The sequence below is a fragment of the Dactylosporangium sp. NPDC051541 genome, assembly GCF_044454505.1.
In the GTDB taxonomy this organism is placed as follows: domain Bacteria; phylum Actinomycetota; class Actinomycetes; order Mycobacteriales; family Micromonosporaceae; genus Dactylosporangium.
Genome location: NZ_JBITDU010000006.1, coordinates 171241 through 191278, shown reverse-complemented (window position 1 = coordinate 191278; position 20038 = coordinate 171241). Strand labels below are relative to the sequence as shown.

Genomic DNA, 20038 nt, shown 5'->3' with positions numbered 1-20038 from the left:
GGTTCGGCCCAATCTTCCCAGGCCGCCCGCCGACTGCCCAATCGGGTCCTTACGCGGGCGGATTGGCCTGGCTCAGGCCGTAGGTCCGGCCGTCGATCGAGAGTGCCTTCGGGGTCACCGTGTAGGTCGTGCCCTGGTTGGTGACGACCCATTTGCGGTCACCCGTCTTGGCAACACCGCGCAGCAGCAGACCATTCCGGCCCTCCTCCGGCACCTCGCCGTTGTCGGCCCAGTCCTTGATCCGGTCGTGGCCCTGATACCACAGCTCGGAGCCGTTGCGGGCCTGGCAGATCCAGGCCTCTTTCTTCGAGTCGTCGGTGCGGACGTACTGCAGCTGGACCAGCGGCGTCCCGGCGTCGGGCTGCTGGAGCTTGACGCCGTCGCTGATGAAGTCCGGGCAGTTCTGGGTGGGCCGCTTGGGCGGGTTGGCCGCGGCGGAGGTCACGCCCGTGGACACCGCCGACGGATCGTCACCGGCCAGTGACTTATTCTCGTCGATGTCGCGTAAGCCGAGAACGTACCCGAAGAGCGCTCCGACGACCGCGAGGATGAGGACTGAGAGCAACACAACGGTGCGCGACATGCACAGCAGGATCGCACCTGTGAGCCAGCACTCCGCATGCTGCCAGGTCGCTCCGGGGATCAGTAGGCTGAAAGTACGAGGGTGGATCACCCAGGGGGAGGACTCGACACGTGGCTGGAGACAGTGCATTCGTAGTGGTCGCCAACAGGTTGCCCGTCGACAAGGTGGTCGGCCCGGACGGAGAGGTCAGCTACCGCAGGAGCCCCGGCGGACTGGTGACGGCGCTCGAGCCCGTGCTCGAACAGCGCAACGGCACGTGGGTGGGGTGGCCCGGCGGGGCCGGGGACGCCGATGCCAAGGAGGAGACCTTCGAGGCCGGCGGGATCTCCCTGCACACGGTGCCGCTGAGCGCGGGCGAGATCGAGCGGTACTACGAGGGCTTCTCCAATTCGAGTCTCTGGCCGCTGTATCACGACGCAGTGGAGACACCCATCTTCAAGCGTCGATGGTGGGAGTCATATCGGCTGGTCAACGAACGTTTCGCCAAAGCCGTCGCCGAGGATGCCGCACCGGGCGCGACGGTCTGGGTCCAGGACTATCAGTTGCAGCTCGTACCCGCTCTGCTACGCGAGTCCCGGCCCGATCTCAAGATCGGGTTTTTTCTGCACATCCCATTCCCCCCGGTCGAACTGTTCATGCAACTACCGCGCCGCGCCGACATTCTCAAGGGTTTGCTCGGTGCCGATCTGGTTGGTTTCCAGCGGCCACTCGGGGCACAGAACTTTGTCCAACTGGCCCGACATCTGCTGGGCACCCGAGTGCGCCGCGGAATCGTTGAGTGGGAGGGGCGCACGGTCCGGGCCGAGGCGTTCCCGATCTCGATCGACGTCGAGGAGATGCGCCGGCTGGCCGCGTCGCCCGAAGTGCAGGCCAGGGCGGCCGAGGTCCGCACCGAGCTCGGCTCGCCGCGGACGATCATCCTCGGCGTGGACCGGCTGGACTACACCAAGGGCATCGAAAGAAGGCTGAAGGCATTCCGCGAACTGCTGTCAGATGGACGACTCACGGCACCCGAGACGGTGATGGTACAAGTGGCTACGCCGAGCCGGGAGCGGGTGGAGCACTACCAGACGCTCCGGGTGAACGTCGAGCGTGAGGTCGGGCGGATCAATGGGGAGTACGGACGAGTTGGCCAACCCGCCGTGCACTATCTCCATCAGTCGTACAGTCGGGCTGAGTTGGCCGCGTTGTATGTTGCGGCGGACGTGATGATGGTGACTCCGCTGAGGGATGGCATGAATCTGGTGGCGAAGGAGTACGTCGGTGCCCACGCCGACGGCCGCGGCGCCATCGTGCTGTCGGAGTTCGCCGGCGCGGCGGCCGAGCTGCGTCAGGCGTTCCTGTGCAATCCGCACGACCTCGACGGGGTGAAAGACGCCCTCATGCGTGCGATCGAGGTCGACCCCGTGGAGGGTCGAAAGCGGATGCATGCTATGCATTCCCACCTGCGCGCCCATGATGTCCGAACTTGGGCGGACTCGTTCCTGGACGCGCTGGGCGCCGCATCATGACCCGCCCGTCGGCTCGGCGCCCGCTTTACCGTTACACCAGACAGACCCGACACCCTGCACACCCTGATCGCACAACCCACTTCCATGAACAGGCCGGACATGAACCAGACCTCGGCGACAGGCAGCGGCCTCTCGCTCGACCCGGACCTCCGCGCGGCGGTGCTACGCGTCGCGCGCGTGCCCAACCTCTTGGTGGCATGTGACTACGACGGCACCCTCGCGCCGATCGTCGCCGACCCCACCAAGGCGACTCCGTCCCCGGAGTCCGTAGCCGCCGTACGCGCGCTGTCGTCGCTGCCGCAGACGACGGTGGGCGTGATCAGCGGACGTGCGCTACGCGACCTCGCGGCGCTGTCCCGCCTCCCCGCCGAGGTCCGCCTCGTCGGCAGCCACGGCTCCGAGTTCGACGTCGGCTACGTCGACGAACTGCCGCCGGAGCGCAGCGCGCGGCGCTCCGAGCTGCAGGCCGCGCTCAACGCCATCTGCCGCGACCAGCCGGGCGTGCGCCTGGAGGGCAAGCCGGCCAGCGTCGCCGTCCACACCCGGGCGGCGCCGCGGGACGTCGCCCAGCGGGTCTTCGACGCGGTCCGCAGCGGGGCGGCCCTGTGGCCCGACATCGAGGTGACCACCGGCAAGGAGGTCATCGAGCTCTCCGTGGTGCCGACCGACAAGGGCGTGGCCGTCGACGCGCTGCGCATGCAGGCCTCGGCCAGCGCGGTGGTCTACCTCGGCGACGACGCCACCGACGAGAAGGCCTTCGCGCACCTGCACGGCCCCGACCTGGGCATCAAGGTCGGTGCCGCCGAGGAGGAGAGCCAGGCGCGGTTCCGCATCGACGACGCGAACGCCGCGGTGGCCGTCCTCGAGCTCTTGCTGTACACCCGCCGCCGTTGGCTCTTCGGCGAACAGGCCGTCCCCATCGAGCGGCACTCGATGCTTTCCAACACCCACACCGTCGCCCTGCTGACTCCGGCGGCCCGGGTCACCTGGCTGTGCCACCCGAAGCCGGACTCGGGCGCGGTCTTCGCCGACCTGCTCGGCGACACGGCCGCCGGGCACTTCACGGTGCAGCCGGAGCGGGGCGGCATCCCGCTCGGGCAGCGGTACCGTCCGGGCACCATGACCGTGGAGACCCGCTGGTCGGGCCTGACCGTCACGGACTGGCTGGACCACCACCGCACCGGCAACTCGCTCATCCGCGTGCTGTCGGGCAGCTCCCGGGCCCGCATCGACTTCGTCCCCCGCCCCGACTTCGGCCAGGTGCACATCCGCCTCCAGCCGCTCGGCGGCGACGGGCTGCTCGTGCTCGGCTCCAACGAGCCGATCACGCTGTACTCCCCCGGCATCGAATGGGAGATCACCTCCGACGGCCACAGCGACACCGCCCGGGCGACGGTCGACCTGAACGCCGTCGGCGGCACCGCCATGCTGGAGCTGCGCCTCGGCACCGACTCGATCGAAGCCCCGCGGGTCCCCCTCGCGGAGCGGCAGATCGCGGCCGAGACCGCCTGGCGCGACTGGGCCGAGTCCCTCAAGCTCCCGTCGGTCGCCAAGGACCTCGTCCGCCGCAGCGCACTGACCCTGCGCGGCCTGTGGCACAAGCCCAGCGGCGCGATCCTGGCCGCGGCGACGTCGTCCCTGCCGGAGGAGATCAACGGCTCCCGAAACTGGGATTATCGGTACTGCTGGCTGCGCGACGCCTCCCTGACCGCGAAGGCACTGGTGGACCTCGGCTCCCTCGAGGAGGCCGAGTCCCTGGTCCGCTGGACGCTGCGGGTCTCCGACAACACCGACGGCCACCCGGAGCGCCTCCACCCGCTGTACACCCTGGACGGCAACGAACTCGGCCCCGAAGCCGTGATCGAGGCCCTCCCCGGCTACGCGGGCTCCCGCCCGGTGCGCATCGGCAACGCCGCCAACGGCCAGGTCCAGCTGGACGTCTTCGGCCCGGTCGCAGACCTGCTCTGCGCCCTGGCCGACGTCCGCCCCCCGGAGGACGGCGACTTCGCCCTCATGAACGCCATGGTCGAAGCCGTCGAACGCCGCTGGCACGAGCCCGACCACGGCATCTGGGAAGCCCGCCGCCGCCCCCGCCACTACGTCTACTCCAAGGTCATGTGCTGGATGACCGTCGACCGCGGCATCCAGCTCTTCGAACGCCAGGGTCGCCCGGTCCCCGAGACCTGGACCACCCTGCGCAAGACCATCGCCGACAACGTCCTGGACAAGGGCTGGAACGAGAAGGTCGGCGCCTACACGGTCGCCTACGGCTACGAGGAGATGGACGCCTCGGTCCTGTGGATCGGCCTGTCGGGCCTGCTGGAGGACGACGACCCGCGCTTCCTGGCCACGGTCCTGGCCGTGGAGGCCGACCTGCGCGAGGGCCCGACGGTCTACCGCTACCGCTGGGACGACGGCCTACCAGGCGCCGAGGGCGGCTTCCACCTCTGCACCACGTGGATGATCGAGGCCTACCTGCGCACCGGCCGCCGGGCCGACGCCGAGGAGCTCTTCGCCCAGTTCATCGAATGCGCCGGCCCCACCGGCCTCCTCCCGGAGGAGTACGACCCACTGACGGAGCGAGCCCTGGGCAACCACCCCCAGGCCTACTCCCACCTGGGCCTCATCCGCTGCGCCCTGGAGCTCGATCGCTCGTAGCACCGCGTTCGACAACCGCCCCGCCACCGCTCGCCGGTCGGCGGGGCGGTTTCGTTTCGGGGCAGCGGGAACGGCGCTGTGCATTCACACTTGTGGACGTTTGCCGCATGACAAAGGAGTGATATGCGTCGTCTGTCCACCATCATCGTCGCGAGCATCGCGGGCGTGGCCGCCGTGGCCGCCGGAAGCGGTCCCGCGTCCGCCGCCGACCAAGAGCTCGTCGTCGTCAACTCGGTGACGCTGCTCGACACCGGCTTCGCCGACCTGGTGCGAACTCCGGACGGCCGGTTGTTCCTCTCCGGTGGGTCGGGCCACGACACCCTGCAGATCGTCGATCCCGACGGAGTGGTCGTCGGCGCGGTGCCCGGTCAGGCGGGGGCGACCGGGCTCACGCTGAGCGCCGACGGTGGCACGGCCTATGCGGCGCTGGCCGGCGCGGGGGCGATCAGCGCGATCGACACGGCGACCGGCGCCGAGCGCGCCCGCTACGCCGTCGGCACCGACACCTGCCCTTATGACGTCGCCCTGGCCGGGGGCAAGCTGTGGTTCAGCTACGGCTGCCGGACCTCCTCCGGCCACCTCGGCTCCATCGCCCTGGCCGACCCGGCCGCGCCGCCGGTGCTCGACCAGGGCGGCTACCTCAACCATCCCCCGCGGCTGGAGAGCGGCCCGGCCGACGGCCCACTGCTGTTCGCGATGGTCGAGGGCGTCTACCCGAACCGGCTGCTGAGCTACGACGTGACCGGCGCGACCGCGGTGCGCCGGACCGCGGTCGAGGAGCTGGTCCAGGGCGTGTCGGAGTTCGCGGTCACCGCCGACGGCGGCACCGTGATCGCGGCGACACCCGGGGAGTACCAGTTCACCACCAAGCTCGCCGCCTACTCCACCGCCGACCTGACCGAGCTGGGCCGCTACGGGGCGCCCGACTCCACCGTCGGGCTCGCCATCGCGCCCGACGGGCGGATCGCCACCTACTCGAGCGACCGGGGCCTGGCCACCTTCGCCCCGGGGTCGTACACGCCGGACTGGGTGGTCTACCGGGACTTCGCGCCGGGCCTGGACCCCGCGCACCGCGGCCTCGCGATCGGCGCCGCCGACCGGCTGTATGTGGTCTCCCGCAGCTCCGGCAACACGATGATGAACCTGACCACGATCGACGCGCCGCCGAGCACCGATCCGGTCGCCACCGCGCTGGACTTCACGTCGCCGACATCGACCGGCCGGGTCGGCCGGCCCGTCGTCTTCGCCGGCACACTCAGCGCCGCCGCCGGGCCGCCGGTGGGCGTCCAGACGCTGCACGTGACCCGGACGGACCGCCGCGGCTCGGTCACGCTCCCCGATGTCACCACGGCGGCCGACGGCTCGTTGCGGATGCGCGACAAACCGCGGGTGCCGGGCGAGACCACCTGGACGTTCACGTTCGACGGCACCGACCGGCTGCTGCCGACCACCTACGCGATAACGCTCCCCGTCGAGAGGTAGCCGATCATCCGGTCGGCGAGTCGGTGACGAGGGCGTCGACGACCGGGCCGACCACGATGACGGCGGGTGGGCGCAGGCCGGCGTCCTTCGCCGCGGCGGCGACCGTGGCGAGGGTCGCGCGGACCGTGCGCTCCGACCGGGTCGTGCCCTCCTGCACCACGGCCACGGGCGTATCGGGGGAACGCCCGTGGTCGTGCAGGACGGTGGCGATGGCCGGCAGGTTCTTCAGGCCCATCAGGACGCAGATCGTGCCGCGCAGCTGGGCCAGGGCGGGCCAGTTGACGAGGGACTCCGGATGGTCCGGGGGCAGGTGGCCGGAGACGACCGTGAACTCGTGGGCCAGGCCGCGGTGGGTCACCGGGATGCCGGCCAGGGCCGGTACGGCGATCGAGCTGGAGATGCCCGGGACCACGGTGACCGGGACACCGGCGGCGGCGCAGGCCAGGAGCTCCTCGCCGCCGCGGCCGAAGACGTACGGGTCGCCGCCCTTCAGCCGGACCACGAACTTGCCGGCCTTCGCGCGCTCGACCAGGACGCGGTTGATCTCCTCCTGGGTGGCGGACGGGCCGTACGGGATCTTGGAGGCGTCCACCAGTTCGACCTCGGGGCGCAGCTCGTCCAGGAGCAGGCCGGCGGCCAGGCGGTCGATCACCACCACGTCGGCCAGGGCCAGGAGGCGGCGGCCGCGGACGGTGAGCAGTTCGGGGTCGCCGGGGCCGGAGCCGACCAGGGCGACCGTGCCGGCCCGATCGGAGAACGGGTCAGAGCCGGCGAGGGTACCGGTGCCAAGCTGCTCCCCGATCGCGTCGCGGACGGCCACGGCGCGGGCCGGGTCGCCGCCGGCCAGGACGGCCACGGTCAGCGGGCCCTGGCGGGTCACCGCGGGAGTCCAGGCGGTGGCGGCGTGGCGGTCGTCGGCGCGGACGGTGAAGATGCGCCTCGCCGACGTCACCGCGCTGATGGCGTCGGCGGCGGCCGGGTCGCTGACGGCCACGTGGACCAGCCAGGCCTCGTCGGTGTCGGCCGGCTCGAAGCGGCGCTCGCGCCAGGTGAGGCGGCCGGCGTCCACGTGGGCGCGCAGGGCCGGGGTGATGTGCGGTGACACGAGCACGACGTCGGCGCCCGCGTCCAGCAGGGCGGGGACGCGCCTGGTGGCGACCGCGCCGCCGCCGACCACCAGCACGCGTAACCCGTCCAGCCGCAAACCGAGGGGGTATGGGTTCACTTGTGGGCAACTCCAGCGGAATCGAAAGTGGCAACCTCGTGCAATACGCGGACAGCACTGGCCACGATCGGCATCGCCAAGGCGGCGCCGGTGCCCTCGCCCAGGCGCAGGCCCAGGTCGACGAGCGGTTCCAACTCAAGATAGCCCAGGGCGACGGTCGCGCCGGGCTCGGCCGAGCGGTGGCCGGCGACCATCGCGCCCTTCGCGGCCGGGGCGAGGGCGTGGGCGGCCAGGGCGGCCGAGGCGGCGATCACGCCGTCGAGGATGACCGGGACGCGCAGCTCGGCGGCCTTCAGGATGTAGCCGACCAGCGCCGCGTGCTCGAGCCCGCCGACCGCGGCCAGCACGTCGATCGGGTCCTCGGCCCGCAGCCCGACGACCGCGGCGGTGACGACGGCCACCTTTCGGGCGTGGGTCTCGCTGTCGATGCCGGTGCCGAGCCCGGTCACGGCGGCCGGGTCGGCGTGCGTGAACGCGGCGATGAGCGCGGCCGAAGGTGTGGTGTTGGCGATGCCCATGTCGCCGGTGAGCAAGGCCCGGGCGCCGCCGTCGACCAGGTCCTGAGCCACCTGCAGGCCGACCTCGATGGCCTGGACGGCCTCGTCGCGGGTCATCGCCGGCTCGACGCTGAGGTCGCGGGTCCCGGCCCGGACCTTGCGGGCCAGCAGGCCGTCGGCGGGGTCCAGCTCCGCCTTCACGCCCACGTCCACAACGGTGACGGCGATGCCGGCCTGGCGGGCGAACGCGTTCACGACCGCGCCCCCGGCCAGGAAGTTGGCCACCATCTGCGCGGTGACCTCCTGCGGCCACGGCGTCACACCCTGCTCGTGCACCCCGTGGTCACCGGCGAAGATCGCCAGGGCGGCCGGGTCGGGGATCGGTGGCGGGCACGTGCCCGCCAGCCCGGCCAGCCGCACGGCCAGGGTCTCCAGTGCGCCAAGCGACCCCATCGGCTTGGTGAGGCGGCCCTGCAGCGCCCGCGCGGCCGCGATGGCCTCGTCGTCGAGCGGCCGGATCGCGGCGATCGTCTCGTTCAGCATGGTTCGTTCACCCTCCCAGTACGTTCGACAACACCGCGACGAAGGCGTCACTCGTGGCAGTGTCCCGCACGGCAATACGTAACCAGTCCGCACCCAGCCCGGGGAAGGTTTCGCCGCGTCGCACCGCGAAACCACGCTCACGCAGGGCGTGTCGCACCCGCTCGCCGTCCGGGACCCTGATCAGCACGAACGAGCTCTCGGGCCGGCCGGCCACGGTCACGCCGGCCCGCCGGAGCGCCCCGACGAGGTGCGCGCGGTCGCCGGCGAGGGCCATGGCGATCTCACGCTCCGTGGCGACGGCGCGCGGGGAGGCGCAGGCGATGGCGGCCGCGAGCGCGGGCGTGGAGACGCTCCACAGTGGAGCATGCTCGCGCAGCCGATCGATGAGCTCCGCCGATCCCAGCACGTAGCCGATCCGCAGGCCGGCCAGGCCCCAGGTCTTCGTCAGGCTGCGGATGACGAGCAGGCCGGGCAGGTCGCGGCGGGCGGCCAGGGACTCCGGCTCGCCGGGGATCGTGTCCGCGAACGCCTCGTCGACGACCGTGATCCGTCCGGGACGCGTGAGCGCCGCGACTTCGACGGCCGGGTGGAGGACCGATGTCGGGTTTGTCGGATTTCCCAGTACCAATAAATCGGCTTTTTCTGGTATGTCCGCCTTTTTAAGGATAAAGCCGTCTTCGGGAGCCAGCTCGACGCGCGTGACCTGGTGACCGGCGGTCAGCAGCGCCGCCTCCGGCTCGGTGAACTGCGGGTGCACCACGACCGGCAGCGAAGGCCGCACGGCCTGCGCCAGCAGCACGAAAGCCTGCGCCGCCCCCGAGGTCAGCAGCACCTCGGACGGCGGGCGGCCGTGCCGGGCGGCGATCGCGGCGGTGGCCTCGGCCGGGTCCGGATAGCGCGCGAGATCGGACAGGGACGCCGCGATCGGGCCGGCCAGCCAGGCCGGCGGCGCCTCCTGGCGCACGTTGACGGCGAGGTCGACGAGGCCCGGCCCGACCTCAGCATCACCGTGGAACCGCAGCATCCCGCGATCGTCGCGTACGGCGAGCCGAATTGTCCTAGCTTAAGAATGTGATCACGCGCACGCTGCGAGTGGCCGGCGGCTTCCTCGCGCTCTTGCGGACCGGGCTCATCGTGGGCCTGGCCGTAGCGGCGCTGATCTATCCACTGGCCGCGGTGAGCGGCATGGGAGCCAAGAAGGGCGCGGACGCGCTGGTCATGCCGCCGGACGCGCTGCGACAGTCGATGCCGGCGCAGACGACACATGTGTACGCCGCAGACGGCACGACGATGCTCGCGCAGTTCTACGAGGAGTACCGGACGTACACGTCGCTCACCACGATGTCGCCGAACATCCAGCACGCGATCGTCGCGGCCGAAGACGCGCGCTTCTGGGAGCACCACGGTGTCGACTTCAAGGGCGTCGCGCGCGCATTCGTCGCCAACCACAAGGCCGGCGGCGTGTCGCAGGGCGCGTCGACCATCACGATGCAGTACGTGCGCAACGTCCTGCGCGACTCCGCCCGCACACCGGCCGAAGTGAACGAGGCGACCGAGCAGACCGGTGCACGAAAGCTGCGCGAGATGAAGCTCGCGATCGAACTCGAAAAGCACATGAGCAAGAACGAGATCCTTGAGCGGTACCTCAACGTCGCCTACTTCGGCCACCGCGCCTACGGCATCCAGGCGGCCGCGGAGGTGTACTTCAGCAAGAAACCCGCCGACCTGACGGTCTCCGAGGCCGCACTCCTGGCCGGCCTCGTGCAGGCACCGTCGTCGTACGACCCGGCCGCCTCCGACGCCAAGGCCGCCACCGCGCGGCGAAACTACGTGATCGACCGCATGGTGGACATGAAGTACGTCAGCCGGACCGACGCCACCGCCGCGCACGCGACGCCGATCGCCCTGAAACTCACCGACCCGCCGAACGACTGCCTCAACACGCAGACCGGCTACGGCTTCTTCTGCGCCATGTTCCGCTCCTGGTGGGCCGACCAGCCCGCGTTCGGCGTGAACTCGACCGAGCGGCTGGAGAAGCTGCGCCGCGGCGGATACAACATCGTGACGTCCCTCGATCCCCGGGTCCAGGACATCGCGCAACAGCAGATCCTGAAACGGCTCGGCGCCCGGAATCCCTACGCGCTGGGCCAGGTCGCGATCGAGCCCGGCACCGGCTACATAAAAGCAATGGCGGTCAATAGGGTGTACTCCCTCGACCGCGCCAGCAACGGCCCGCACTCCGACCCGAGGCAGCGCAAACGGCTGCGCGGCAACTATCCGAACACGGTCAACCCGCTCCTCGGCGGCGGCGACGAGATGGCCGGATACCAGGCCGGCTCGACCTTCAAGATGTTCACCATGCTGGCCGCGCTGGAGCAGGGCCTGCCGCTGTCGACCGCGATCTACTCGCCGAAGACGGTGCAGACGAAGTACAAGACCGGCCGCAGCAGCCCCGCCCACTGCGGCAACGACAACTGGTGCCCGTCCAACGCCTCGGACTCGATGACCGGCCGGCAGACGATGTGGTCCGGTTTCGGCAAGTCCGTCAACACGTACTTCGTCCAGCTGGAGCAGCGCGTCGGGGCGGACTCGGCGGTCCGCATGGCCGAGCGCCTGGGCCTGCACTGGCGTACGGGCATCGACCAGCTCCAGGCCTCCCCCGCGAAGGCGAAGGGCTGGGGCTCGTTCACCCTCGGCGTAGCCGACACGACCCCGCTGGAGATGGCCGGCGCGTTCGCCACCGTGGTCGCCGACGGCATGCACTGCGAGCCGATCCCGGTCACCTCGATCACCGACGTCAACGGCAAACCGGCCCTGGACGACAAGGGCGTCGAGGTGGCCAAGCCCCGCTGCGCCCAGGTCCTCTCGGCCGACGTGGCCCGCGGCGCGGTCGACGCGGCCCGGTGCGTGACGGGGTACAAGGCGGCGATGGGCGACTGCGGCGGATGGTCGACCGCATCCCGGGTCTTCTCAACGGTCAAACGCCCCGTCGCCGGCAAGTCGGGCACCACTGACGACGACCGGTCCGCCTGGTTCGTCGGCATGACACCGGGCCTGACGATCGCCGGCTTCATCGCCGACCCCGACAACCCGCTGCACCGTGTGGGCTCCGGCAACGCCCCCAAACCCCGCGAAACGGTCGCCGAGACGCTCCGCGACGCCTTGGCCGGCACTCCGGTCCGCGGCTTCACGCCTCCGAGCCCGCAGATAGCCGGCAAGAACGCGGTAGCCAAAGCCAAACCCAAAACCCGCAACCGCGCCTGACCGCCCAGCCTTACTGACCTCGCGATCCTGCCCTGCTCACGCGCTTCTGTCCTACCGCTGACGCCACTGCACTGCCCACGCGGCACTGGGCAACCACGCGGCGTGGAGTGACCGTCCAGCGCTTGGCACCGCGCAGCGCTGAGCATCCGCGCCAAGCGAAGCGACCGCCCGACCGGCGCGGGCCGCCCGAATCGTGGTCGCTGTTACCGGATGTCGGACGGCAGCAGCGACCAGCTCTCGAGGTCCACGCGTCCACTGGCCAGGGAGCCCGCGTTGCGGAGCAGCCCCTCGTATGTGAAGCCGGCCTTCTCCGCCACCCGCCGCGAGGCGACGTTCCCGGGCGCGACCCGCAGCTCGATCCGCTGGAACCGGTGCTCGAGCAGCAGCGAGAGCGCCAGTACGTCGACGGCCTCCGGGGCCACGCCGTAGCCGCGCGCGTCGGCGGCCACGGCGCAGGCGATCTCGGTGGAGCGGGTCAGCCAGTCGGTGTTCTTGGTCCAGAGGCACCCGACGAGCCGCTCGTCCTCCCGGCGCACGATGCCGTAGTGGTCGCCGGCCCCGCTGTCGCGCCGTTCGACGGCGAGCTCCGTGCACCAGGCGTATCCGTCGAACTCCTCGATCTCGTCCGGCGCCACGGGCAGCCAGCGCCGGACCAGCCGGTCGGCGAAGATCTCGGCCACCCGCTTGTCGTCGTCGGCACACAGCGGCCGCACCGTCAGGCGGGGCGTCTCAACCAGCAACGATGGAAAGCGCCGGAGCGCCACCGACCACGTCGACACCTAGGCCCCGTCTTTCCCGTCGTCCTTGCCGGCACCAACCGCCGGCAGCACGGTCGTGGCCTCGTCAGCGGGCGGCGCCGAAACAGCCGCACTCGCCCCTGAAACCGGAGAAGCAGGCACAGAACCGGACACTACCGAACCCGGCGGTGTGGAGAGCGGCCCCGACACGGGTACGGCGGGAATCGACGCGGTTCCGACAGAACGTCCCGCGGCGGGCGGTGCCGAGACCGGTGGCGCCGACACGGGGGCCTGCTCGGTGTGCTCGGCGCCGGCGTGGGACTGCGAGGCGTAGGGCCCGGCCGCCTCCTCGGCCGCCGGCACCAGCTCCGACTCCGAGGCCGGCATGGCCGTCACCCCACCGGGCGCGGCCGACACGGGCGCGGTGGCCGGGGGCATCGACTGGGCGAAGACCGGCATGGGGGCCGACGAGACCGGCATCGCGGCCGAGGTCGCCGGGCTCACCACGGCTCCGCTCACGTGCCCGGCCACCTCGCCGCTCACGTGCCCCGCGACACCGGCCGCCCCGGACACCGGACCGGCCGTGGGCTGATCGTCGGCGGACCCGGTCCGAGCCGGCGGCGCGGATACGGACCCCGGCCCGAACGCGGTGATCGGCCCCGTCACCGACGCCGACGGCCGCTCGATGGAGGACGGCTGGGTCGAGAAAGTGGTCAACGGCGGCTGAGGTGATGCGGTCGACGGCGGCCGGCTGGAGACGGCCGACGGCTGCTGGGTGGAGAACTGGACCGGCACAACCCCAGACGATGGCAGCCCCGAAGCTGTCGCGGGCGGGTTCGGCCCGGAAGGCACCCCAACGCTCGCCTCGCCCGCCTCATCCGTATCGCCGGTCGCGGCACCGGCGGCCGGCACCGCCAGCACCGTGGTCGCTTGCTCTTCTGACACGTCCGGGCTACTCGGCAAATCCGAACTGTCCGAAACATCCGCGTCGGCATCTCCGCCCGAACGGGTCACAGAAGCCTCGTCACCCTCACCGTCCCCATCCGTGTCGGCGAGATCCGCGATCTCCTCTTCGGCCTCAGCCAGCTCGTCCGCGTCCGAACGATCCGGAACCACCGAGATTGGCGAAGCACCTCCGAAAACCGTGGCGGACGGAACCGGCGGTCCGGAGACCGACGCCGACGCGGACCCGGGCGCGGCCGAAACCGGGACCGCCGAGACGGGGACCGCCGAAACCGAAGCGGCCGAAGCAGCAGCCTGCGCATCCGAAGCCGGGACCAACGCCGGACCCGAGACCGAAGCGGGCCCGGAGACAGCAGGAGAGCCCGAGACCACCGCAGCCGGCCCCGAGACAGCAGGAGAGCCGGAGACCGAAGCGGGAGCCGGGACCGAAGCGGGGGCTGAGACGGAGGCGGGGGCTGAGACGGAGGCCGAGGCGGCTGGTACGGAGACGGAAGAAGACGAAGCGGAGCCGACGGGGGCCGAGCCGTCCAGAGCAGTCCACGGCGTCGGCATGGCCGGACCCAGCGCCGGGCCGAACGGCGACGAGGCCCCCGGCGACGTCGGCGCGCTCGACGGCACCGCGGAGTGCGTCTGCGGCGGGCTGGCGAGGGATGAGCTCACCACCGGGTATGACCCGGTGGCCGGCACGCCCGGCGCCGCCACCGGAATCGCACCGGCCGCGATCGACCCCGGGCCGGACGGGCTGGCCAGGATCGATCCGGGGATGGCGGCCGGCAGCTTCGGCGCCGGCGGTTCCGGGGTCGTGTAGTCGGCCGCGTAGCTCAGCGAACTGACGGCCCCGGCCGCGGCCGAGACCGGGGTGGACGCCGATGCCGCCGCCGAGACCGGGACGGCGGTGACCGGGGTCGCGGGCGAGGCGGTGACCGGAGCCGACGCCGGCACCGCCGAGGCCGGCACCGCGGTGACCGGCGTCGGGGCGATCGGGGTCGGCGGGACCGGCGCGGTCGGGAAGTTCATGGCGGGGACCGACGGCCGCCCGTATGGACTGGTCGACGGCGTGCTCCACTGCCCTGGCGTCGGCGCGGCGGTCGATCCGGCGGCGGCGACGAAGCGGGTGGCGATCGACGGCGTGCCGGCCCAGTGCAGGCCGAGGTAGGAGGCGTGGACGCCCCGCTGCACGAACCCCTCCGCCGGCCCGCCGGCCCAGGTCCAGGCCGCCTGCAGGCCGGAGCGCGGCGCAATGCTCGAGCGGTGCATCTTGTGCCCGATGACCTGAGCGCCGGCCGGGAGCAGGACGGAGGAGGAGCGGGCGGTGGCCTCGCGGTAGCCGAGCACGACGAGGTCGGTGTCGCGGGCCGAGGCGTCGACGACGCCGCACATGGGGCGGCCGTTGAAGTCGCGGCAGAGCCAGACCAGGCCGGTGCCCTCGGCCGCGATCGGCTTCCCCGCGGCGGCGTGCGCGGCCACGGCGGTGCGCAGGCGGCCGTTGAACGTGAGCTCCTCCGCGTAGGACTCCGGCAGCGCGGACCCGATGACCAGGCCGTCGACGCCGGCCGGGAGGAGCTCGTCGCGCAGCGGGTCGAACGGGACGACCTCGGCCCCGGCCGCGGTCAGCAGCTCGGCGGTCTCCGGGTAGGCGAAGGCGACCCCGATAACCGGCCGGCGGCCGATGCGGGCGACGGCCGGACCGGCCTCGGCGACCTCGGCCTCGGCGTTCCACGGGTCGGACGTCAGCCGGGGCGCGGAGCGGGCCAGCGCCATGGTGCGGTCGATGTCGACGGCGCCGGCGATGACCTCGCCGAGGCGGCGGACGGCCCGCACGGCGTCGATGTTGTGGTGCACGACCGGGGCGACCCCGTGGTGGCGGGACGGCAGCGGTGCCCCGGCCTCGCCGGCGTCGGTGAGCGCGTGCCGGCGCAGGGCGCCGAGGACGGGCACCCCGATGTCGTCGAGGGCCTCGCGCAGCAGCTGTTCGTGGCGGGTCGAGGCGACCCGGTTGAGGATGACGCCGCCGAGCCAGAGGAGCTCGTCGTAGGCCCGGAAGCCGTGCACCAGGGCCGCGACCGACTGTCCCATGGCCCCGACGTCGACGACCAGGATCACCGGCGCGCGCAGCAGCCCGGAGATCTGCGCCGTCGACTCGCTGTCGGTGCGCCCGGCCAGCCCGTCGAAGAGGCCCATCGTGCCCTCGACCACGGCGATGTCCAGCGACGCGGCGCCGTGGGCGAACAGCGGACCCATCCGCTTGGCGCCGACCATGCGCGGGTCGAGGTTGCGCCCGGGCCGCCCCGCGGCGAGCCCGAGATAGGCGGCGTCCACGTGGTCCGGGCCGATCTTGAACCCGGCCGCTCGGTAGCCCCGGGCCGACAGCGCGGCGAGGAGCCCGACCGAGATCGCCGTCTTGCCGTGACCGGAGGACGGGGCACTGATCACCAGCCGCGGAATCGTGCTCATGACTCCACCCCCGCAGCCTTCGGCGCCGCAAAACCGGACGAGACAACGCGTGAGCGACCGCCCCGCTTCGCTCCGAGGCCACTCATGCCGACCTCCGCGAGCTCAAGCGCCGACGTGAGCCGCACCGTGCGCCTCTGGTGAGCGGCCACTCCGCTACGCTCCGTATCGCTCATGTGCTCCTCCGGCGCTCGGGCATACGTGTGTCCCGGACGATACCGAACGGGCGCCACCGCGACCGTCCGGAAAAGGACGGGCTACCGTGCATGGTTGTGTACCGGTTTCTCGCGACCCCCAGGTGGCTCGGCTACGCCGCGCTGACCCTGGCCGCGGCGACCGTCATGGTCCTGCTGGGCCTGTGGCAGCTCGACCGCTACGAGCAGCGGGCGGAGATCAACGCCCGGATCACCGCGGGCACCGCCGCCACCCCGGTGGCGCTGACGTCGGTCGTCGGGGCGCCGACCGGCGCCGCGGGCACGATCGGCCCGCCTCCGGCGGAACACACGGAGTGGACCCGGGTGACCGTGACGGGAAGCTTCGACCCGGCACACGAGATTCTGGTCCGCGGTCGTACTGTCGAGGGCGCCGTCGGCTTCGAAGTGCTCACACCACTCGTGCTCGGCGACGGCCAAGCGGTCCTCGTCGACCGGGGCTGGGTCCGCCCCGCCGCCGCGGGTGCCCTGACCCCGCCCGACGTCCCGGCGGCCCCGTCCGGCAGCGTCACCGTCTCCGGACGTCTGGTCCCCGCGGAGAGCCGGGGCGGCCGCCCGCAGCAGGTCGCCGGCCACGCCGAGATCCGCCGCATCACGCCCAGCGAGATCGCGCCCGTCCTCCCCTACGCCCTGTTCGACGCCTACGTGAGCGCGGACCAGCCGGCGCCCGGCTTCACCGCGGTCCCGGCCGAGAAGCAGAACGCCCTGCAGAACGCCGGCTACGTCCTGCAGTGGTGGCTCTTCGCCGCCATGACCCTCTACGGTTTCGGCTACCTGGCCCGCCGCGAGGCCCGCGGCCCGCGCCCGGACAACCTGCTGGACGAGGACGAGGAAGGCGACCGGCACGCGGAGGCGGACGAGCCCCGCGCCGAACAGCCCCGCATTGAGCAGCCCCGCACCGAACAGCCGGCCGAGCACCGTCCAGCCACCGCCGACCAGGCCGCAGACGCGGACGCAGAGGCGCAACTGCACGACACCCCGCACTGACACGTCACTCACGGCGATCCCCCGAACCGCGCGGAATATCGCCAGGTGGCCAGACGGCGGCCAACGGCACGGCGGTGATCCGGCCGGACGCGAGCGGGCAGCAACTCGAGACGGTGCGGGGCCGGCCGGGTGGCGAGCTCATGAGTCGTCCCGTTGGTGCGCGCCCCGGTGGATCGCCCGCACCGCGTCGATGGTGTCGGCCTCGTCGGGCTTCTTGTCCTCGCGATACCGCAGGACGCGGGCGAATCGCAGCGCCACCCCGCCCGGATAGCGCGGCGAGGTCTGCACGCCGTCGAAGGCCACCTCGACCACCAGCTCGGGCCGGACCTTGACCACCCAGTCCGACTCCTCGACGGCCAGGGAGCGCAGCTTCTCGGTCTGCCAGCGCAACATCTCGTCGGTCATGCCCTTGAACGTCTTGCCGAGCATCACGAACCCGTCCCGCTCCGGATCGCGGGCGCCCAGGTGCAGGTTGGACAGCCAACCCTTGCGCCGCCCGTGGCCCCACTCGACGGCCAGGACGACCAGGTCGAGCGTGTGCCGGGGCTTGACCTTGACCCAGGCCGCGCCGCGCCGGCCCACGTCGTAGGGCGCCGTGGCCGACTTGATCACCAGGCCCTCGTGGCCGGCCGCGACGGCGTCGGCGAACGCGGTCTCGGCCTGCTCGGGCGTCTCGATCATGGTGCGGCCGACCCGGAGCGGCTCCGGCACCACGCGCTCCAGGGCTGCCCAGCGCGCCGCCGCCGGCTGGTCGAGCAGGTCCTCGCCGTCGAGGTGCAGGACGTCGAAGAAATACGGCTGGAGGACCGACACCCCGTCCCGCCGGGCCGCGCGGCTGGACGTCTCCTGGAACGGAATGGCCCGGCCGCTCTCCGGGTCCACGCCGACGGCCTCGCCGTCGAGGACGATCGTGGAAGCCTCGAGCCCGGCGACGGCCGCGACGACCCCGGGCAGGCGGGCGGTGATGTCGTCGAGGCTGCGCGAGTAGACCCGGATGGTCTCCTGGCTTTTGTGCACCTGGATCCGGACGCCGTCGATCTTGATGTCGGCGGCCGCGGGGGTGCCCGTGGCGGCGAGCGCCTCGGTGGCGTCGGGTGCGCTGGAGGCGAGCATCGGTGCGAGCGGGCGCCCGACGGTGAGCTGATAGGCGGCGAGGGCCTCGGGCCCGTGTAACAGCGCGTCGGCGGCGACGGTCTTGAGGTCGCCGGCGAGCAGCAGCGCCCGGCGCACGGCGGTGGAGGGCAGGTCGGCGGCCCGGGCCACGGCGTCGGCGAGCAGGCCGGCCTGTGCGCCCTGGCGCAGCTCGCCGCTGAGCAGGCCGATCAGCAGGCGGCGCTCGGCGTCGGTGGCGGCGGCGAAGAGGGTGTTGACCTCAGCCCGGCGGGCGGCCTGGGAGCCCTTGCCGGCCAGGCCCGCCATGTGCTCGAACGCGAGGTCGACGGCGGCCACGGTGAGGGTGGCCTCGGCGGCCGGCGGCGGCAGGTCGCGCAGGCTGGCGTAGCCGACCCCGGTCTGGCGCTGGCGCAGCTCACCGGCGAGATAACCGGCGCCGGCCGACACTGTGCGCTCGTCGCCGGACGCGGCCAGGTCACGCAGGGCCGCGGCCAGAAGGTAGATCTTGGCGTTGCGCGCGGAGGTGCCCGCCACCGCCTGGGAAACACTCGCCAGCTGCTCGAAACGCATGCCTGGATTCTCGTCCAGGGGTACGACATTTTTCAGGCGAGAGCGCGGGCGTACGCGCGGCGGATGCAGTCGAGCACCCAGCCCATCCGCCCGACGGCAGTGTCGGGATGTTCACCGAACTCCTGCGCGACCAGCGCCGCGCACCCGCGCGGCCCGTGCCGGCGGACGCTGAGCATGACCGCCGCGCGGATGCACTCCGGGTCGAGCCGGTCCGAAGACTGCAGGTGAGACACGAAGAGCGCCTCGGCGCGGACGTGTTCGAGCAGTTGTGGCGTCATGACTTGCTCCCTTCGCCTGGGACCAGTCCACGCCTCCGCCGGAGCACGGCCGTGCCCCCTCGGTTGCAGGAAGGGTGGCATCACCTTGACCTCATGACGGAGAATAGTGATGTGCATACGTTCCGTGAGCGGCGTCACTTCCCCGCGCTGCTCGACGCCGCGATCATGGTGACCGCGGCCGCCGTGCTCGCGCGGGCGGAGTTCGTCGCGCCCGCCGCACTGGCGTTGTTGCTGGCCGGAGCGGCACTGCAGCTGTCCGTCAAGAAGATCAAAGTGCCAACAGCGGCGCGCCAGGTCGCGCTGGCGGTGGCGTCGCTGTCTGCTCCGGGGGTACTGCTCGTGCAGTACCACCGAAACCAAATGCGCGACATCCCGCTCCTCGCGGCCGCCAGCGCCCTCATCTTTCTGCTGGTCCTCGGCCGGATGGCCCTCATGGTCGCCGAGCAGCACCGCATCGCGACCGCCGACACCCTCACCGGCCTGTGCACGCGCCGGGCGTTCCAGGAGCGGCTCCACGCCCTGCGCCCCGGCCGCCCCGCCGCCGTGATATTGCTGGACATCGACCGGTTCAAGCGCGTCAACGACGCCTTCGGCCACCCGGCCGGCGACCGCGTCCTGCAGGTCGTCGCCGACCGCCTGCGCGACACCGCCGGCCCGGGCGTGACCGTGTGCCGCTACGGCGGCGAGGAGTTCTCCCTGCTCGTCCCCGGTGCCGATGCCAGCCGCGCGGCCGAGCTGGCCGAGCGCCTCCGCAAGGCCGTCGGCGCGGCCGCCCTCGAACTGGGCGACGGCGTGCTGCGTTTCGTGACAATTTCCGCCGGTACTGCCCTGATCCCCGCCGACACCGAAGACCCCAACGACCTGATCCCCCTGGCCGACCGCGCCCTCTACACCGCCAAGCGCACCGGCCGCGACCGCGTCGTCGCCGCAGGCGCCGCACCACCGCTGACCATCGCCGAGGGCG

The 20038-nt window shown here is 72.1% G+C and carries 14 protein-coding genes; 6 read left to right on the top strand and 8 right to left on the bottom strand.

From position 1 onward, the window contains the following. Positions 1-49: 49 nt before the first annotated feature. Positions 50-583: a hypothetical protein gene (locus ACIA8L_RS27400; protein WP_395909269.1), complete on the bottom strand. Its 534-nt coding sequence runs from the start codon at positions 581-583 to the stop codon at positions 50-52. Positions 584-693: 110 nt separating this feature from the next. Between ACIA8L_RS27400 and ACIA8L_RS27395 the strand changes: the two genes are divergently transcribed. From ACIA8L_RS27395 to ACIA8L_RS27385, 3 genes are all read left to right on the top strand, one after another. Then, positions 694-2094, top strand: coding sequence for a trehalose-6-phosphate synthase (locus ACIA8L_RS27395; RefSeq protein ID WP_395909268.1), 1401 nt, complete (start codon positions 694-696; stop codon positions 2092-2094). 99 nt (positions 2095-2193) lie between these two features. After that, positions 2194-4752, top strand: coding sequence for a trehalose-phosphatase (gene otsB / locus ACIA8L_RS27390; protein ID WP_395909719.1), 2559 nt, complete (start codon positions 2194-2196; stop codon positions 4750-4752). Between the two features lie 123 nt (positions 4753-4875). Next, complete coding sequence (locus ACIA8L_RS27385) at positions 4876-6234, top strand: hypothetical protein (RefSeq protein ID WP_395909266.1); 1359 nt, start codon at positions 4876-4878, stop codon at positions 6232-6234. Positions 6235-6238: 4 nt separating this feature from the next. On the opposite strand, the gene cobA is transcribed toward ACIA8L_RS27385, so the two are convergent. From cobA to cobC, 3 genes are read right to left on the bottom strand one after another with little or no spacing between them, the layout of a single operon-like run. Continuing rightward, a complete protein-coding gene (gene cobA / locus ACIA8L_RS27380) occupies positions 6239-7459 on the bottom strand; it encodes a uroporphyrinogen-III C-methyltransferase (RefSeq protein ID WP_395909265.1) in 1221 nt (406 codons plus the stop codon). Continuing rightward, a complete protein-coding gene (cobT, locus tag ACIA8L_RS27375; RefSeq protein ID WP_395909264.1) occupies positions 7456-8499 on the bottom strand; it encodes a nicotinate-nucleotide--dimethylbenzimidazole phosphoribosyltransferase in 1044 nt (347 codons plus the stop codon). Before cobT ends, cobA begins: the two co-directional genes overlap by 4 nt. A 7-nt stretch (positions 8500-8506) precedes the next feature. After that, positions 8507-9523, bottom strand: a complete 1017-nt coding sequence (gene cobC / locus ACIA8L_RS27370; protein WP_395909263.1) for an Rv2231c family pyridoxal phosphate-dependent protein CobC — start codon at positions 9521-9523, stop codon at positions 8507-8509. Between the two features lie 47 nt (positions 9524-9570). Here cobC and ACIA8L_RS27365 point away from each other — a divergent pair, with 47 nt between their 5' ends. Next, positions 9571-11763, top strand: a complete 2193-nt coding sequence (locus tag ACIA8L_RS27365) for a transglycosylase domain-containing protein (RefSeq protein ID WP_395909262.1) — start codon at positions 9571-9573, stop codon at positions 11761-11763. Between the two features lie 203 nt (positions 11764-11966). Here ACIA8L_RS27365 and ACIA8L_RS27360 read toward each other — a convergent pair whose 3' ends face one another. Together ACIA8L_RS27360 and ACIA8L_RS27355 are read right to left on the bottom strand one after the other, a co-directional pair. Next, the gene (locus ACIA8L_RS27360; RefSeq protein WP_395909261.1) at positions 11967-12503 is read right to left on the bottom strand and encodes a GNAT family N-acetyltransferase; all 537 of its coding nucleotides are present in this window, start codon (positions 12501-12503) and stop codon (positions 11967-11969) included. A 39-nt stretch (positions 12504-12542) separates the two neighbouring features. Next, the gene (locus ACIA8L_RS27355; protein WP_395909260.1) at positions 12543-15917 is read right to left on the bottom strand and encodes a cobyrinate a,c-diamide synthase; all 3375 of its coding nucleotides are present in this window, start codon (positions 15915-15917) and stop codon (positions 12543-12545) included. A 263-nt stretch (positions 15918-16180) separates the two neighbouring features. Between ACIA8L_RS27355 and ACIA8L_RS27350 the strand changes: the two genes are divergently transcribed. Beyond that, complete coding sequence (locus tag ACIA8L_RS27350; protein ID WP_395909258.1) at positions 16181-17113, top strand: SURF1 family protein; 933 nt, start codon at positions 16181-16183, stop codon at positions 17111-17113. Between the two features lie 138 nt (positions 17114-17251). Here ACIA8L_RS27350 and ACIA8L_RS27345 read toward each other — a convergent pair whose 3' ends face one another. Further along, on the bottom strand, positions 17252-18796 hold the full coding sequence (locus tag ACIA8L_RS27345) for an ATP-dependent DNA ligase (RefSeq protein WP_395909257.1): 1545 nt from the start codon (positions 18794-18796) through the stop codon (positions 17252-17254). Between the two features lie 32 nt (positions 18797-18828). Continuing rightward, on the bottom strand, positions 18829-19074 hold the full coding sequence (locus tag ACIA8L_RS27340; RefSeq protein WP_395909256.1) for a hypothetical protein: 246 nt from the start codon (positions 19072-19074) through the stop codon (positions 18829-18831). Between the two features lie 93 nt (positions 19075-19167). Here ACIA8L_RS27340 and ACIA8L_RS27335 point away from each other — a divergent pair. Next, the coding region (locus tag ACIA8L_RS27335; RefSeq protein ID WP_395909255.1) for a GGDEF domain-containing protein at positions 19168-20038 on the top strand (871 nt) is incomplete at its 3' end.